At 64.0% G+C, this 15,726-nt stretch carries 13 protein-coding genes; 12 read left to right on the plus strand and 1 reads right to left on the minus strand.

Annotation, left to right across the window (positions count from 1 at the left end; all coding sequences use genetic code 11):
• Positions 1–11 precede the first annotated feature (11 nt).
• The 10 genes from RBB42_RS25175 to RBB42_RS25220 all read left to right on the plus strand — a co-directional run bounded on the left by RBB42_RS25175 (position 12) and on the right by RBB42_RS25220 (position 11,688).
• Complete coding sequence (locus tag RBB42_RS25175; RefSeq protein WP_305970747.1) at positions 12–1,202, plus strand: mandelate racemase/muconate lactonizing enzyme family protein; 1,191 nt, start codon at positions 12–14, stop codon at positions 1,200–1,202.
• A 26-nt stretch (positions 1,203–1,228) separates the two neighbouring features.
• Entirely contained in the window at positions 1,229–1,999 is a 771-nt protein-coding gene (locus tag RBB42_RS25180; RefSeq protein WP_305970746.1) for an SDR family NAD(P)-dependent oxidoreductase, read from the plus strand.
• A 119-nt stretch (positions 2,000–2,118) separates the two neighbouring features.
• Positions 2,119–3,354 (plus strand): acyl-CoA dehydrogenase family protein, encoded by a 1,236-nt coding sequence (locus RBB42_RS25185; RefSeq protein ID WP_305970745.1) that lies wholly within the window; start codon positions 2,119–2,121, stop codon positions 3,352–3,354.
• A gap of 1 nt (position 3,355) precedes the next feature.
• Entirely contained in the window at positions 3,356–4,228 is an 873-nt protein-coding gene (locus RBB42_RS25190; RefSeq protein ID WP_305970744.1) for an NAD(P)-dependent oxidoreductase, read from the plus strand.
• Positions 4,225–5,397: a CaiB/BaiF CoA transferase family protein gene (locus RBB42_RS25195; RefSeq protein ID WP_305970743.1), complete on the plus strand. Its 1,173-nt coding sequence runs from the start codon at positions 4,225–4,227 to the stop codon at positions 5,395–5,397. Before RBB42_RS25190 ends, RBB42_RS25195 begins: the two co-directional genes overlap by 4 nt.
• A 27-nt stretch (positions 5,398–5,424) precedes the next feature.
• Positions 5,425–5,820: a carboxymuconolactone decarboxylase family protein gene (locus RBB42_RS25200; protein ID WP_305970742.1), complete on the plus strand. Its 396-nt coding sequence runs from the start codon at positions 5,425–5,427 to the stop codon at positions 5,818–5,820.
• A gap of 16 nt (positions 5,821–5,836) precedes the next feature.
• On the plus strand, positions 5,837–7,297 hold the full coding sequence (locus RBB42_RS25205; protein WP_305970741.1) for an aldehyde dehydrogenase family protein: 1,461 nt from the start codon (positions 5,837–5,839) through the stop codon (positions 7,295–7,297).
• A 12-nt stretch (positions 7,298–7,309) separates the two neighbouring features.
• Positions 7,310–8,500 carry an acetyl-CoA C-acyltransferase gene (locus RBB42_RS25210; RefSeq protein ID WP_305970740.1) on the plus strand — a complete coding sequence of 397 codons (1,191 nt, stop codon included), beginning with the start codon at positions 7,310–7,312 and terminating at the stop codon, positions 8,498–8,500.
• Between the two features lie 14 nt (positions 8,501–8,514).
• Positions 8,515–10,602, plus strand: a complete 2,088-nt coding sequence (locus tag RBB42_RS25215; protein WP_305970739.1) for a 3-hydroxyacyl-CoA dehydrogenase NAD-binding domain-containing protein — start codon at positions 8,515–8,517, stop codon at positions 10,600–10,602.
• A 30-nt stretch (positions 10,603–10,632) separates the two neighbouring features.
• The gene (locus RBB42_RS25220; RefSeq protein WP_305970738.1) at positions 10,633–11,688 is read left to right on the plus strand and encodes a phosphotransferase family protein; all 1,056 of its coding nucleotides are present in this window, start codon (positions 10,633–10,635) and stop codon (positions 11,686–11,688) included.
• 76 nt (positions 11,689–11,764) lie between these two features.
• Here RBB42_RS25220 and RBB42_RS25225 read toward each other — a convergent pair whose 3' ends face one another.
• On the minus strand, positions 11,765–12,661 hold the full coding sequence (locus tag RBB42_RS25225; protein WP_305970737.1) for a LysR family transcriptional regulator: 897 nt from the start codon (positions 12,659–12,661) through the stop codon (positions 11,765–11,767).
• 112 nt (positions 12,662–12,773) lie between these two features.
• On the opposite strand from RBB42_RS25225, the gene RBB42_RS25230 reads away from it, so the two are divergent.
• Together RBB42_RS25230 and RBB42_RS25235 are read left to right on the plus strand one after the other, a co-directional pair.
• A complete protein-coding gene (locus RBB42_RS25230; RefSeq protein WP_305970736.1) occupies positions 12,774–13,973 on the plus strand; it encodes an acyl-CoA dehydrogenase in 1,200 nt (399 codons plus the stop codon).
• Positions 13,970–15,136, plus strand: a complete 1,167-nt coding sequence (locus RBB42_RS25235; RefSeq protein WP_305970735.1) for a CaiB/BaiF CoA transferase family protein — start codon at positions 13,970–13,972, stop codon at positions 15,134–15,136. Before RBB42_RS25230 ends, RBB42_RS25235 begins: the two co-directional genes overlap by 4 nt.
• Positions 15,137–15,726: the final 590 nt, after the last annotated feature.

Consider the following 15,726-nt stretch of genomic DNA (forward strand, 5'->3'; position numbering starts at 1 on the left):
CGAGCTTTGAGATGAAGATCAAGGATATCAAAACCTTCGTGGTCGGCAACGCATCGATCCACCGGGGCGGGCCCTACTGGGTCTTCGTCAAGGTGACCACCGACACCGGAATCGTCGGATATGGCGAAGTCTATGGCGTAGCCTTTCACCCCAAGGCGTTGACAGCGATGATCGACGACCTCTTCGCTCGGCATTTCGAAGGCGCCGACCCGTTCAAGATCGAACGCCACTTCCGTCATGTCTATTCCGCCGGCTTCTCCCAACGCCCCGATCCAACGGTCATGGGTATTTTCAGCGGCATCGAGATGGCGCTTTGGGACATCATCGGCAAGGCGTTGGACAAGCCGGTCTACGAGCTTCTCGGCGGCCAGGTGCACGCGCGGTTGCGCAGCTACACCTATCTCAATGCCCCGCCCGAAGCAGCGTCGAACAAGAAGGTCTACGACGATCCCGATGCCGCGGCCGAACGTGCGCTGGAGTATTTGGCACAGGGGTTTACCGCGCTCAAGTTCGATCCAGCGCGGCCCTATACCGCCTTCGACCCGCGGCAACTGTCGATGGAGACGCTGGATTTCGCCGACCGATACACCGCGCGGGTGCGCGAGGCGGTGGGCGCGCGCTGCGATATCCTGATCGGCACCCACGGCGAGATGTCGCCCTCGGGCGCGCTACGTCTGGCGCGGCGGCTGGAGCCGCATGATCCGCTGTGGTTCGAGGAACCGACGCCGCCAGATAATATCGCCGGCATGGCGCGGGTGGCGCAGGGCACGCGCATCCCGGTTGCCACCGGCGAGCGGCTGACCACCAAGTACGAATTCGCCGATCTGCTGCGTCAGGACGCGGCCTCGGTCCTGCAGATGAACCTCGGTCGGGTGGGGGGCCTCCTGGAGGCCAAGAAGATCGCCTCGATGGGCGAGGCGTTCCACGCCCAGATCGCGCCGCATCTTTTCTGCGGTCCGATCGTGGGTGCCGCCAACATCCAGCTTTCGGCCTGTAGCCCGAATTTCCTGATCATGGAGGGGATCGAGCAATGGGGTGGCTATCATGCCGAGATCCTCAAGAAGCCGATCCAATGGGAAGAGGGCTACATCATCCCACCCGCGGCGCCCGGTCTGGGGGTCGAACTGGACGAAGAGGTGGCCGAGGCCAATCCCTACACCGGCGACCGGCTGCAACTGCGCATGGGCGACGAGCCGGCATGAGTGACACGAACGGAGCAGACAGAAACATGAAAAACCCATTCTCCCTCACCGGCAAGGTCGCCATCGTCACCGGCGGCAGCAAGGGAATCGGCCTTTCCATCGCACATCACCTGGCCGCGATGGGCGCGAAGGTGGCCATCGCCAGCCGCAAGATCGAAGCCTGCGAGGCGGCGGTGAAGGAGATCGAGGCGCAGGGCGGCGAAGCCATTGCCGTGGCCTGCAACATTTCGCGCCGCGACGAATGCGAGGCACTGGTGGCCAAGACGCATGACACTTGGGGTCGCATCGACATCTTCGTTGCCAACGCCGCGGTCAATCCGGTCTACGGGCCATTGGCTGAACTTTCGGACGAGGCCTTTGACAAGGTGATGACGTCGAACGTGCACAGCGCCATCTGGTTCGCCAATGCCGCCATGCCGCAAATGGCCGAGGTAGGGGGCGGCGCCTTCATCATCGTCTCTTCCATCGGAGGGTTGCGCGGCTCCGCCACCCTGGGCGCCTACGGCATCTCGAAAACCGCGGACGTCGGCGTGACCCGCTCGCTGGCGGTCGAATGGGGGCCGAAGAACATCACTGTGAACTGCATCATGCCGGGGCTGGTGAAGACCGATTTCGCCCGCGCGCTCTGGGAGAACCCCACCCTGCGCGACGACCGCATTGCCCGCACACCGGTCCGGCGTCTGGGCGAGCCCGAGGACATCGGCGGCGTCGCGACCTTCCTGGCCGGTCCAGCGGCGAGGTTCATCACCGGAGAGGTCATCGTCGTGGACGGCGGAACCACCATTGTCGGCCCATAGCGCCGATCTGATCTGAACACCTGACATCGCCGCAGGAGATGGCGCAACGGCTCAATTCGAGCCGGTGGTTTTCTGCGGCCTGAACACAGGCCCCGCGCCGAAAAAATGGAGATATATCAATGGATTTCGATCCCAGCCCCAAGGTTAAGGACCTCAGCGCCCGGCTAACGGCCTTCATGGAGGAACACATTTATCCCAATCAGGATCTGTATGCGCTGCAATTGCAGGAGATGGGTTATGGCGTCGAGCACTGGGAAAACTGGGGTGCGGTTCCAATCATCGAGGAGCTCAAACCCAAGGCTCGCGAAGCCGGGCTGTGGAACCTCTTTCTGCCGGAAAGCCGCCGCGGCGGCGGGCTGACCAACCTCGAATACGCGCCCCTCTGCGAGATCATGGGGCGCGCGCCGTGGTCGGCCGAGGTCTTCAACTGCTCGGCGCCCGACACCGGCAACATGGAGACGCTGGAGCGTTTCGGCACCGAGGCGCAGAAAAAGGAATGGATGGAGCCGCTGCTGGCGGGCGAGATCCGGTCATGTTTTTCGATGACCGAGCCGGAAGTCGCCTCGTCTGATGCACGCAACATCAGCCTGACGATCAAGCGCGATGGCGACGAATATGTCATCAACGGCCGCAAGTGGTGGACCTCAGGTTCCGGTGACAGTCGCTGTAAGCTGTTCATCGTCATGGGCAAGACCGACCCCGAGGCCGAGCCCTACCGCCAGCAGAGCATGATCCTGGTTCCGCGCGATACCCCCGGCCTGACGATCAAGCGGATGATCCCGGTGTTCGGCTTTTCCGACGCGCCGCACGGGCACGGTGAAATCATCTATGACAACGTTCGCGTTCCCGCCGCCAACATCCTTCTCGGCGAGGGCCGCGGCTTCGAGATCGCGCAGGGACGGCTTGGACCGGGACGCATCCATCATTGCATGCGGATGATCGGGCAGGCCGAAGTCGCGCTTGAGAAGATGTGCAGGCGGTCGCTCGAACGTCGACCCTTCGGCAAGCCCCTGTCCGATCAGGGCGTCACTCGCGAGCGCATCGCCCAGTCGCGTATCCTGATCGACCAGGCCCGGCTTCTGACGCTGAAAGCAGCGGACCGGATGGACAAGGTCGGCAACAAGGAAGCCCGCAAGGAGATCGGCATGATCAAGGTGGTCGCCCCCAACATGGCCGCCCAGGTCATAGATTGGGCGATTCAGGCGCATGGCGCCGCCGGCGTCTCGAACGATTTCGGCCTGTCGTATGCCTATGCCCGGGCGCGCGCCATCCGACTGGCCGATGGCCCCGACGAAGTCCACCAGAACCAGATCGCGCGGCTTGAGTTGCGCAAGTATCAGACCGAGGAGCGCTGAGATGTCCCTTCCCGAAACCATCGGCTTTGTCGGCCTCGGCCAGATGGGCGAGCCCATGGCAGCCTTCATCGCCCAGGGCGCCACGCCGCTGATCTGCTACGATCGAGTGCCCGGTCGCGCGCCCGAGGGCGCCACCGAGGCGGGCAGCTTGTCGGAGGTGGTCGCCAGCGCCGATACCCTCTTTTTGTCGTTGCCCGATGGCAACATCGTCAACGCCGTGGCAGCCGAGATCGCCGCGCTACCGGATGTGGCGGGCAAGGTTGTCATCGACATGTCGACCATCGGCCCCGCGGCCGCCAAGCAAGCCTGCGCCGCGCTGACCGGCGCGGGCATGACCTTCATCGACGCCCCGGTAAGCGGAGGACGGCAGGGGGCGCTCAAGGCGGCGATTACCGTGATCTGGTCCGGCCCGAAGGCCGAGTTGGAGCGTCACCAGCCGGTGCTTGACCTGTTCAGCCGCAACACCTTCCACGTCGGCGACACGCCGGGGCAGGGGCAGGCGGTGAAGCTCCTGAACAACTTCCTTTCCGCCACCGCGATGGCCGCAAGTTCCGAGGCGGTGCTGTTTGGTCTTTCGCACGGGGTAGAGATGAAGACCATCCTCGACGTGGTGAAAGTCTCGACCGGCAACAATACCGCCATCGAGGACAAGTTTCCCAACCGCATCCTCACCGGCAGTTACGACGCGGGCTTTTTTGCCGAGCTTCTGAACAAGGACGTGCGGCTCTACAGCCAGTTTGTCGAGGAGGCGGGCACGTCGAACCTGATGGGCCAGCGGGTGGCCGAGATCTGGCAGCAGGTCGAAGAGGCGCTGCCGCCGCAATCCGATTTCACCCGCGTCTTCGAGGTGCTTGAAAAAAGGAGTGCGTCATGAGTTTCGAGCGTCCCTACGAAGGGTTGAAGGTGGTGGACTTTAGCCAGGGCCTCGCGGGACCCTACTGCGGCATGCTGATGGCGCAGCAGGGGGCCGACGTCATCAAGGTCGAGCCGCAGGGCGGCGACTGGGCGCGTCTGATTGGCGGCGTTTACGGCGACCATACCGCGTATTCCATCGTCGCAAACTGCGGCAAGCGGGCGTTGGCCATGAACCTAAAAGCCGAGCCAAGCCGCGAGATCGCCGCCAAGCTGATCGCGGAGGCCGATGTCTTCATCGAGGGTTATCGCCCCGGCGTCGCCGAACGGCTGGGCTATGGTTATGAACGGCTGCGCGAGATGAACCCGGGGCTGATCTATGTCTCGATCTCGGGCTTCGGCCAATGCGGCCCTATGCGCGACCGCCCGGCGATGGACCCGATGCTGCAGGCCTTCAGTGGTTTCGTGGCCGAAAACACCGGCCCCGACGGAACACCTCATCACACCCCGGTCAGCTATTTCGACATGTCCACCGGACTCTATGCTCAGCAGGCGCTGGCGGCGGCGCTCTATGCGCGCAAGGATGGCGCCGAGGGTCGCAAGATCGAGGTCAGCCTGCTGGAGGCCGCGGCAAGCATCCAGGCGGTGCGCCTGCTCAGCGGCTACCGTACCGGACCGCGTCGTGCCTCTACCGCCCCGTCCGGGACTTTCAAGACCTCCGATGGACACATTCAAATCAACATTGTCCGGGACCGCGAGTTCAAGATCTTCTGCGACCTGCTGAAGCTCGACGAGCTCTGGGCCGAAACGAAGTATCACACCATCGCCGGACGGCTGGCTGAAATCGATGTCCTCAATGACTACGTGGGCCGCTTCACCGCCGACTGGAAAGCGGAAGAGCTATCGGAGCTGCTCAGCAAGGCCGGATTGCAGAACGAGGTGGTCCAGACCTACCGCGAACTGGTGCACCATCCCCAGGCCGAAGCCGTGGGCGTCTTCTCTTGGTTGCAACAGGCGGGTGCCAATGACCCTTGGCCGGTGCCCAACATACCCGGAATGCCCGCCTTCCGGCCCGGTGACCCGCAGGCGCAATCGCCCACCGTTGGCCAGCACACTCGCCAGATCCTCAATGAGCTGGGCTACGGCAAGGAACAGATCGACACACTCTATGCGGAGGGTGTGGTCGCGTGACCAACTCGCAGGACAAGGACAGACAAAATGGATGACAAATTTTTCGAGCTTGGGCTGGAACAGCGCAAGAAGGTGGTGGGCGCGGAATACGTCGAGCGCAACCTCGCGGCCGCCGACGATTTCAGCCGTCCCTTCCAGGAGGCGATGACGGCCTGGTGCTGGGGCTTCGGCTGGGGCGACGACACCATCGATCACAAGACCCGCTCGATGCTCAATCTCGTGATGCTGGCGGCGCTCGGCAAGATGCACGAATGGGAAATCCACTGCCACGGCGCCATCACCAACGGCGTCAGCAAGGACGAAATCCGCTCGATCATCCACATCATCGGCATCTACTGCGGCGTCCCACAATCGCTCGAATGTTTCCGACACGCCCGCAAGGTGCTGGAAGACCGCGGCCTGCTGGATGCGGCGGACAAGTGACAGGAAGGCGGGACACGTGACAACACTCGACAAGCACTACATCGATGGCGCCTGGGTGGCGGGGCACGGCGGGCAGGATTTCGCGATCCTGAATCCTGCGACCGAAGCGCAGATCGGCACCGTCACACTGGGCACGGCGGCGGAAGTGGATCGGGCCGTCGCCGCGGCCACCCGCGCCTTCGAGAGCTATTCCCGGACGTCCCGGGAAGAACGGCTGATCCATTTGCGCGCGCTGAAGGCGGCGCTGGAGAACCGGCTGGACGATATGGGCCAGGCCATCAGCCAGGAGATGGGCGCGCCGATCACCTTGGCCGTCAATGCGCAGGCCGGCTGCGGCCCGCGCCATGCGGCTGCCTTTATCGACGCGTTGGAGGCCTTGGACGAGAGCTATGCGCTGCCCAACGGAGATATCATCCGAAAGGAACCGATCGGCGTCTGCGGACTGATCACGCCCTGGAACTGGCCGATCAACCAGATCGCACAGAAGGTGATGCCGGCCTTGGCCGTGGGGGCGACCTGCGTGTTGAAACCTTCCGAGCACACGCCGCTCTCGGCTGCGATTTTTGCCGAATGCGTGGACGCGGCGGGGATCCCGCCGGGCGTCTTCAACCTCGTCTTCGGCGATGGTCCCGGTGTCGGCGCGGCGCTGTCGCGTCATCCGGATATCGCGATGATGTCCTTTACCGGCTCGACCCGCGCCGGGGCAATGGTCTCGCGTGACAGCGCCGCGACGGTCAAGCGAGTGGCGTTGGAACTGGGCGGCAAGTCAGCCAATATCGTTTTTGCGGACGCGGACCTGGAAACCTGCGTGCCGGCTTCGGTCAAACGCTGTTTTCTCAATACGGGCCAGGGGTGCAATGCGCCGACCCGGATGCTGGTAGAGCGCGACTGCTACGACCGCGTGCTCGAGTTGGTGCGTGACACTGCCGAGGCACAGAGGGTGGGCGACCCGTCGAAGGCGGGCGACCATATCGGCCCGCTTTTCGATCGGATGCAATACGACCGGGTGCAAGAAATGATCCAGGCGGGCCTGGACGCAGGCGCGCGGCTGTTGGCCGGCGGTCTCGGGCGGCCCGATGGCATCGACCGGGGCTGGTTCGTCAAGCCCACGGTCTTTGCCGATGTCACCAATGACATGCGCATCGCGCGCGAAGAGATCTTTGGCCCGGTGCTCTCGATCATCCCCTTCGACGACGAGGAAGAGGCGCTCCGCATTGCCAACGACAGCGACTACGGCCTGGCCTCCTATGTTCAGACCGGCAGCGCCGCGCGCGCCCGGCGGGTGGCCGCAGGACTGCGTGCCGGCGTGGTCGCGATCAATGGGCAGGGGGCCAGCTACGGCTCGCCCTTCGGGGGTTACAAGCAATCCGGCAATGGCCGCGAGGGCGGGGCCTTCGGGCTGGAGGAATACCTTGAGGTCAAGGTGATGCCTTCGATCGAGGCCATGGAAAAGGCCGGTCGCTTCACCGCGGCCTGAACGGAGAAAACCATGTTGGACGCCTATATCTATGACGGTCTGCGCAGCGCCTTTGGCCGCCACGGCGGTGCGCTGGCCGGCATCCGCCCTGACGACCTGATGGCCCAGGTGATCGCTGCACTGATGAACCGCAGCGACCTCTCGTCCGTGGCCGTCGAGGACGTGGTCATCGGCAACGTCTGCCAGTCGGGCGAGGACAGTCGCAATGTCGCACGTTTTTCCGCGTTGCTGGCGGGGCTGCCGGAAAGCACCGGTGCGCAAACGGTCAACCGGCTCTGTGGCTCAAGCATGTCGGCGGCGCTCGACGTGGCGCGGGCCGTTACGCTGGGCGAGGGAGAGTTGTGCGTCGCGGGCGGGGTCGAAAGCATGACCCGCGCGCCCTTCGTTCTGCCGAAGTCCCCGGCGGCCTGGAGTCGGCAGTCCGAGATCCACGATGCCACCGCCGGAAAGCCTTTCCCAAACCCGGCCTTCCGGGAACGCTTTGGCAGCGAGACCATGCCGCAGACCGCTGACAACCTGGCGCGGGAGTTCGACCTGACCCGCGCGGCATGTGACCTTTTCGCGGCGGGCAGCCAGCAGAAGTACCAAACCGCACGCGCGCGGGGCTTCTACGACGACGAGATTGCGCCGGTCACCATTTCGGGTCGCAAGGGTGTCAAGACCACTGTGACCGAAGACGAACACCCGCGGCCCGACACCGGTTTCGAAAAGCTGGCGCGCCTGCGCCCGCTCGACCCCGAGGGCGTTGTGACCGCCGCCAATGCCTCGGGTATCAACGACGGTGCCGCGGCGCTCCTGATCGGTCGGCGGGGCCTGGGGCCGCGGCCGCGTGCACGTATCCTTGCCGGGGCGGTGGCGGGCGTGCCGCCGCGGGTCATGGGCATCGGGCCGGCCATTGCCATCCCAAAGGCGCTGGACCGCGCCGGGCTGAGTCTGGCGCAGATGGACGTGATCGAGATCAACGAGGCCTTTGCACCGCAGGTGCTGGCCTGCTGCGCGGCGCTGAAAATCTCGCCAGAGGATTCGCGGCTCAACCCCAACGGCGGTGCCATTGCACTGGGTCATCCGCTGGGCGCCTCTGGCGCGCGGCTTGTCCTGACCGGGCTGCGACAGCTGGAGGCCACCGGCGGGCGTTATGCCTGCCTGTCGATGTGCATCGGTTTCGGGCAGGGCATCGCGCTGATTATCGAGCGCACGGAATGAAGGAGGGCAGAGCCATGAAGGACGCCGCAAACCCCATCGTCCAGATCGAAACCGAAGGTGAGATCGGGTTGATCCGCCTTGCCAAGCCGCCGGTCAACGCGCTCGGGGTGGCGCTGCGCGATGCCGTTCACAATGCGCACCAAACCTTGCTGGAGGATGCCGGCATCCGGGCCATCGTACTCTATGGTGAGGGGCGGTTCTTTTCGGCCGGGGCCGACATCAAGGATTTCGGCAAGGCAGACGTGGAGCCGACCTTGCCGCAGGTGCTCAAGGCGCTGAACGACAGCGCCAAGCCGGTCGTGGCGGCGCTGCACGGAGTGGCTTTCGGCGGCGCGCTGGAACTGGCCCTGGCCTGTCACATCCGCGTTGGGGTGCAGGGGCTGCGGATTGGTCTGCCGGAGGTCAAGCTGGGGCTGCTGCCGGGGGCAGGGGGCGCGCAGCGCCTGCCCCGTCTGACCGGGTTGGCCAAGGCCATCGACATCATCTGCGCCGGACGCGAGGTCGGCGCCAAGGAAGCGTTGGAGGCAGGCATACTCGACCGGCTTGCAGAGGCCCCGGCGCGCGAGGCCGGTATTGCCGCGGCGCGCGACGTGCTGGCGGGCCGCTTGGCCTCCCGTCAGACCGACGTGTTGTGCGTTGAGGAAGACCAAGGCGCGATTGACTCGGCGCGTCAAAAACTTACCGCCAAGCGCCCCGCCTTGTCTGCACCGCTCAAGGCGCTGGAGGCAGTTTCCGCTGCCACCCTGCCAATCGACGCGGGACTGACCCTTGAGCGCGCGCTCTTCATGGAACTGATGGCGGGTGAGGAACGTGCCGGGTTGGTACATGCCTTCTTTGCCGAACGCGCCACCGGGCGGATTCCCGAGCAGGACGAAGCCCCACGCACGATCGGCGCCGTGGCTGTGATTGGCGGTGGCACGATGGGCGTGGGCATTGCGACGGCGCTGCTCATTGGTGGACATGATGTAAAGGTGATCGAAGCGCAGTCCGATCGGATTGCCACCGCCCGCGCAGGCGTGGAAGCCAACCTCGCCGGTGCCCTGAAACGCGGCAAGCTGAATGCGGCCGGACATGCTGCCGCGCTGGCCCGGCTGACCGCGACCGACAGCCTTGAGGCCGCTGCCGGGGCCGATCTGGTCATCGAGGCGATCTTCGAGGACATGGATGCCAAGACGGCGCTTTTCAAAAAGCTCGACGCGGTTTGCAAGCCGGATGCGATCCTCGCAACGAATACCTCCTACCTTGACGTGAACCGGATTGCCGCAGCCACCGGACGGCCCGCCAGCGTTCTCGGTCTGCATTTCTTTTCCCCGGCCCATATCATGCGGCTGGTCGAGGTGGTCGTAGCCGACAAGACCGCACCCGAGACCGTGGCAACCGCCTTTGGGCTGGTCCGCGGGCTGGGCAAGGTGCCGGTGCGGGCCGCGGTCTGCGACGGCTTCATCGGCAACCGCATCCTGACGCATTATCGCCGCGCGGCCGAGTACCTGCTGCTTGACGGCGCCGGTTTCGACGAGATTGACGCCGCGCTTGAGGGCTTCGGCTTTGCAATGGGCCCTTTCGCCGTCTCCGACCTGGCCGGGTTGGACATCGCCAAGGCCACCCGTGACCGCAAGGCGGCCACCCGGCCACCCGACGAGCGCTATTCACGTATCGCCGACCTGATCTGCGAAGAAGGCTGGTTCGGGCGCAAGACCAGCCGTGGCTACTACCTCTATGAAGGCGGCAAGGTCATCGGGCCGAACCCCGGCGCGGTGAAGATCGTCGAGGCCGAGCGCAGGGCCCTTGGCATCGCCCCGGATCGCGTCACGGCAGACCAGATCGTCGACCGCTGCCTGACCGCGATGATCGCCGAGGCGGTGCGCGTACTGGAGGAAGGCATCGCCCTGCGCCCGGTGGACATCGATGCGGTTGAGCTTTTCGGCTACGGCTTCCCGCGCCATCGCGGCGGGCCGATGCACCAGGCCGACAGGATCGGTCCAGCGGAACTGATCCACCGCATAGAGACCTATGCCGAGGAAGATCCGCAATTCTGGCAGGTGCCGGACCTGCTGCGCCAGATGGAACGAGAGGGGCGCAGCTTCGCGGACCTGAATGGATGATCCGGCGATGCAGGACGAAAGGACAGAGACATGAGTGAAAACAGCGGCCCCGCCCTGATTGAGGTCAGCGACGCCCTCAGCTTCGACGAACGGGCATTGGAGGCCCATCTGGCCCAACACCTGCCCGGCTTTTCGGGGGCTTTGGAGGTGCGCCAGTTCAATGCCGGGCAGAGCAACCCGACCTATCAGCTCTCTGCCGGCGGAAAGCGCTACGTGCTGCGCAAGAAGCCACCCGGTACGCTCCTGCCTTCGGCGCATGCGGTCGACCGGGAATACCGGGTGATGCACGCGCTTCGCGACACCCCGGTGCCGGTTCCGCGAATGCTGCACCTGTGCCAGGACCCTTCCGTGATCGGCACCGATTTCTATGTGATGGAAATGGTCGCGGGTCGGGTTTTTCATGATCCCAGCCTGCCGGGCCTGACACCGCCCGAGCGCCGGGCCTTCTACGCCAGTTTCATCAAGGCGCTGGCCGACCTGCACACGGTCCGGCCCGAGGCGGTGGGACTGAAGGATTTCGGACGCGCGCAGGGCTATCTCTCCCGCCAGGTGGCGCGCTGGTCAAAGCAGTACGCCGCCACCGAGACCGAGACCATCACCGCGATGGACAAGCTGATGGACTGGCTGCCTGCCAACCTGCCGGCGGATGATGAGGCGGCCATCGTTCACGGCGATTTCCGGCCCGGCAATGCCATCGCCGCGGCGGACAGTCCCGAGGTCATCGCGTTGCTTGACTGGGAGCTTTGCACCCTGGGCCACCCGCTGGCCGACCTTGGCTATGTCTGCGCGCTTTACCACGCCGACAACCTGCCCACAGGCCGGTTCAAGGGTCTCGATTTCACGGCCCTGGGCATCCCGACAGAGCAGGAGTTCGTCGAACTTTATCGTCGGTACTCCGGGCGTGACCGGATCGACAATCATCTGTTCTTCGTCGTTTTTTCCTTCTTCCGCAGCGCCGCCATCATCCAGGGCGTCTACAAGCGTGGGCTGGACGGAAACTCTTCGTCACGAAAAGCGCTCGAACTGGGGCATCTTGCCCGGGTCCGGGCCGAGAATGCCTGGCGGATCGTCGAGGCGCATTTTTAGGGGCTTTCGATCTCTGGCGGCCATACGCCGCCAGGGCGTTCCGGGACGACCCGGAGGGTGTCGAAAGGCAAAGCGGTCAGCTCCCCGTTGTCGATACCTCGGCTTCCAGCCAGTGTCGCAGCGCGCGCAGAGGTGGCACATCGGAGTTTTCCTCCGGCCAGGCCATCCAGTAGGCGCCGCGCATGGGCACAGCTTGCTTGTACAAGGGCTGCAACCGACCTTCTGCGATCTCGGCCTGGGCGATATAATCGGGTAACAGCGCGATTCCGATGCCGGAAATCGCGGCCTGGATCATCATGGAAAACTGGTCGACCATCATGCCGCCGCCGATTGATGCCGCGACGTCGTGCGCGTGGAACCAATCGCCCCAGGCATCGGGCCGGGACTCCAGGTAGAGCAGGGAATGTTCGGTCAGATCGGCGGGGCCTGACAACTGCGCCGCAGCAATGTATTCGGGTGCCGCGCATGCGGTGGCGCGCTCTTCGAACAGCCTAAGGTGCCTGACAGCGGGCCAGTCGGCTTCACCGTAATAGATGGCGGCGTCGAAAACCTCGGCCGAGAAATCGAACCGCTTGATCCGCGTCGAGAGATTCACCGACACCCCCGGATGCTGCTGCAGGAAATGCCCCAGCCTGGGCCCCAGCCAGCGGGTAGCAAAGGTGGGCAGCACCGCAAGCGACAGCGTGCCGCCGTCCGGGTTCGCCACAACCCGGGTGCTCGCGCTCTGAATCAGGTCGAGCGCCGCGCCAATATCCTTCTGATAGGCCAATGCCGCCGATTTCGGCACCAGCCGCTTGCGCTGGCGGGTGAAAAGCTCGGTCCCCAACTGTTCCTCCAGAGACAGGATCAGCCGGCTCACCGTGCTTTGCGTCAGATCAAGCTCGCAGGCCGCCGCGGTGACCGAGCGGTGCCGCACTACGGCGTCCAGGGCCAGCAACTGTCGAATCGAAGGCAGGAAGCGTCTGGGTCTCATATTCTATTTCCGCATGAAGTTATGTGAAAATACCAATGTTTTCCGCGGATAACAGCAGATAGTATTGCGAAAATGGAATAAATTTTGCTCCCGCGTGAGAAAGGAAAAGACAATGTCAAACCAGACCTCCAAAGGGGTTCCCTTCCAATGGTCCGATCCTTTCCTGATGGACGACCAGTTCACCGAGGAAGAGCGTTTGATCCGCGAAGCGGCCGAAACTTTCGCGCAGGACAGGCTTCTGCCGCGCGTCGAACAGGCCTATCTTGAGGAACATACGGACCCCGAGATCTTTGCCGAGATGGGAGCCCAAGGGCTGCTCGGCGTGACCGTTCCGGAAGAATACGGTGGGGTCGGAGCCTCTTATGTCTCCTATGGTCTGGTGGCCCGCGCTGTCGAACGGGTCGACAGCGGCTATCGCTCGATGATGTCGGTTCAGAGCTCGCTGGTGATGTTCCCGATCCATGCCTACGGCTCGGAAGCACAGAAGAAGAAATATCTGCCAAAACTGGCGAGCGGCGAATGGATCGGCTGCTTCGGTCTGACCGAGGCCGACGCGGGGTCGGACCCGGGTGGCATGAAAACCCGCGCGGTGAAGACCGAGGGCGGGTATCGGCTGACCGGGTCCAAGATGTGGATTTCCAACAGTCCGATCGCGGATGTCTTCGTTGTCTGGGCCAAGTCGGAGGCCCATGAAGGCAAGGTGCGCGGCTTCATTCTCGAAAAGGGGATGAAGGGGCTATCGGCGCCCAAGATCGGCGGCAAGCTGTCGCTCCGGGCCTCGATCACGGGCGAGATCGTGATGGACAACGTGGAGGTCGGCGAAGAGGCCCTGTTGCCCGAGGCACAAGGGATGGGTGGGCCGTTCGGCTGTCTCAACCGGGCGCGTTACGGCATCGCTTGGGGGGCGATGGGCGCCGCCGAGGATTGCTTTCGCCGGACCCGGCAATACGGTCTGGACCGCAAACAGTTCAACCGGCCGCTTGCCGCGACGCAGCTATACCAGAAGAAACTGGCCGACATGCAGACCGAGATCGCCCTGGGGCTGCAAGCCGCGCTGCGCATCGGGCGGCTGTTCGACGAAGGCCGGTTTGCCCCCGAGATGATCTCGCTCATCAAACGCAACAACTGTGGCAAGGCGCTGGATATCGCGCGGCAGGCCCGGGACATGCACGGCGGCAACGGCATCCACATCGAATATCACGTGATGCGCCACGCTCAGAACCTTGAGACCGTGAATACCTATGAAGGCACCCATGACGTGCATGCCCTGATCCTCGGACGCGCGATCACCGAACTGGCGGCCTTCGCATGATCGGGGCGACGCCGCTGTCCGGTTTGAAGGTCGTCGAATTGGCGCGCATTCTGGCGGGGCCGTGGATCGGCCAGACGCTGGCCGATCTGGGCGCCGAGGTGATCAAGATTGAAGCCCCTGAAGGCGATGATACCCGCCGCTGGGGGCCACCTTTCATCGAGCGAACCGGGCCGGACGGCACCAGCGAAATGGTGTCGGCCTATTTCCAGTCCGCCAACCGGGGCAAGCGCTCGGTGACCTGCGATTTCAATTGCCCGGCGGATCTTGCACGGCTCAAGGGCCTGATCGCAGAGGCCGATGTCGTGATCGAGAACTTCAAAGTGGGCGGACTCGCCCGCTTCGGCCTGGATTATGACAGCCTTGCCGCGACCAATCCCGGGCTGGTCTATGCCTCGGTCAGCGGTTTCGGGCAGGACGGTCCGCGTGCCAGCCAGCCGGGCTATGACTTCCTGATCCAAGGCATGTGCGGCATCATGGACCTGACCGGCGACCCCGCTGGAGAGCCGCAAAAAGTCGGCGTGGCCTGGATTGACATCTTTACCGGGCTCTACGGCGTGATCGGCATTCAGGCGGCTCTTACCGAACGGCTGCGGTCCGGACAGGGTCAACATGTGGACCTGTCGCTGCTGGATTGCGGGGTCGGGGTGCTGGCGAACCAGGCCAGCAACTTCCTGTTGGGCGGAACCGACCCGACACGGCTTGGCAATGCGCATCCCAATATCGTGCCGTATCAGGTCTTTCCGACATCGGATGGTCACGTGATCATCGCCTGTGGCAACGACCGGCAGTTTCGCGCGCTATGCGGGCTTCTGGACCTCTCGGATCTTGCCGACGATCCGCAGTTTGCCACCAATCCCGAGCGTGTCCGCAACCGGGACGCCCTGTGCGCGAAGATTGCGCAACGCAGCGCCACCTTCACCAAGTCTGCGCTGATCGAGGCGCTGACCGCGGGCGGCGTGCCAGCCGGACCGATCAATACCGTGGCAGAAGCGCTGAACGACCCGCAGATCCTGGCCCGCAAGCTGCGCATAGAACCGGAAGGTATCGAAGGTCTGCGCACGCCAATTCTGTTCTCGCGCAGCCCCCTCGCCGCGACCAAGGCCGCGCCGCTTTTGGGTTCGGGCAACAACGAATTCGCGTTCACGCTAAAGGAAAACCGCTAAAGTTCGCTGGAACCTCAAGGTCTTGGGTCGGCAGGAGCACGTTTTCCAGCGCGGCCTCCGAGCTTTGGGTCGCCCGGGGCTGGGATTTTTGCCTGTCTCACGATGACGGGGTGGTCGTGCGATCGGGAACGTGCCCCAGTGCTTGAACCAACGGTGTATCAATGGCTCAGCTTCCTTTGGCGCCCGCTGCCCTGCCGGGCAGTGGATGAGGGGCGCGAACCAACGTGATGTCGATCATCAGGACGCGCATGGCTAGAACATCAAAGGCCATTGTGCGGGCAGGAACAGCCTGAAACCGGCGTTGCGCGGTATGGCATTGCTGAACTGCGGCCAATCGACTGGCGGGACGTTGGGCCGTGGGGCGCTCGCCAAGGCAAAGCCCTATCCAGTTAAATCACGGGAGCCCTCTTTGACGGTAATCCCCGAAGTGAGATGTCATTGGCTTGAGTATTTCAGTCAACCAATAGCGCAAGAACAAACGCAGCCAGATCCTTTTTCGGCGTAGTCCTCCGCGCCAATCAGGCGTCGGTTCAAGGGGCTGCGCGCGGCATCGACGTGGCCAAGATCTCCCCCCTTGCGGTTGCAGTGAC

Origin of the sequence: Mameliella sp. MMSF_3455, assembly GCF_030733205.1 — a bacterium.
Taxonomy (GTDB): Bacteria; Pseudomonadota; Alphaproteobacteria; order Rhodobacterales; family Rhodobacteraceae; genus Antarctobacter.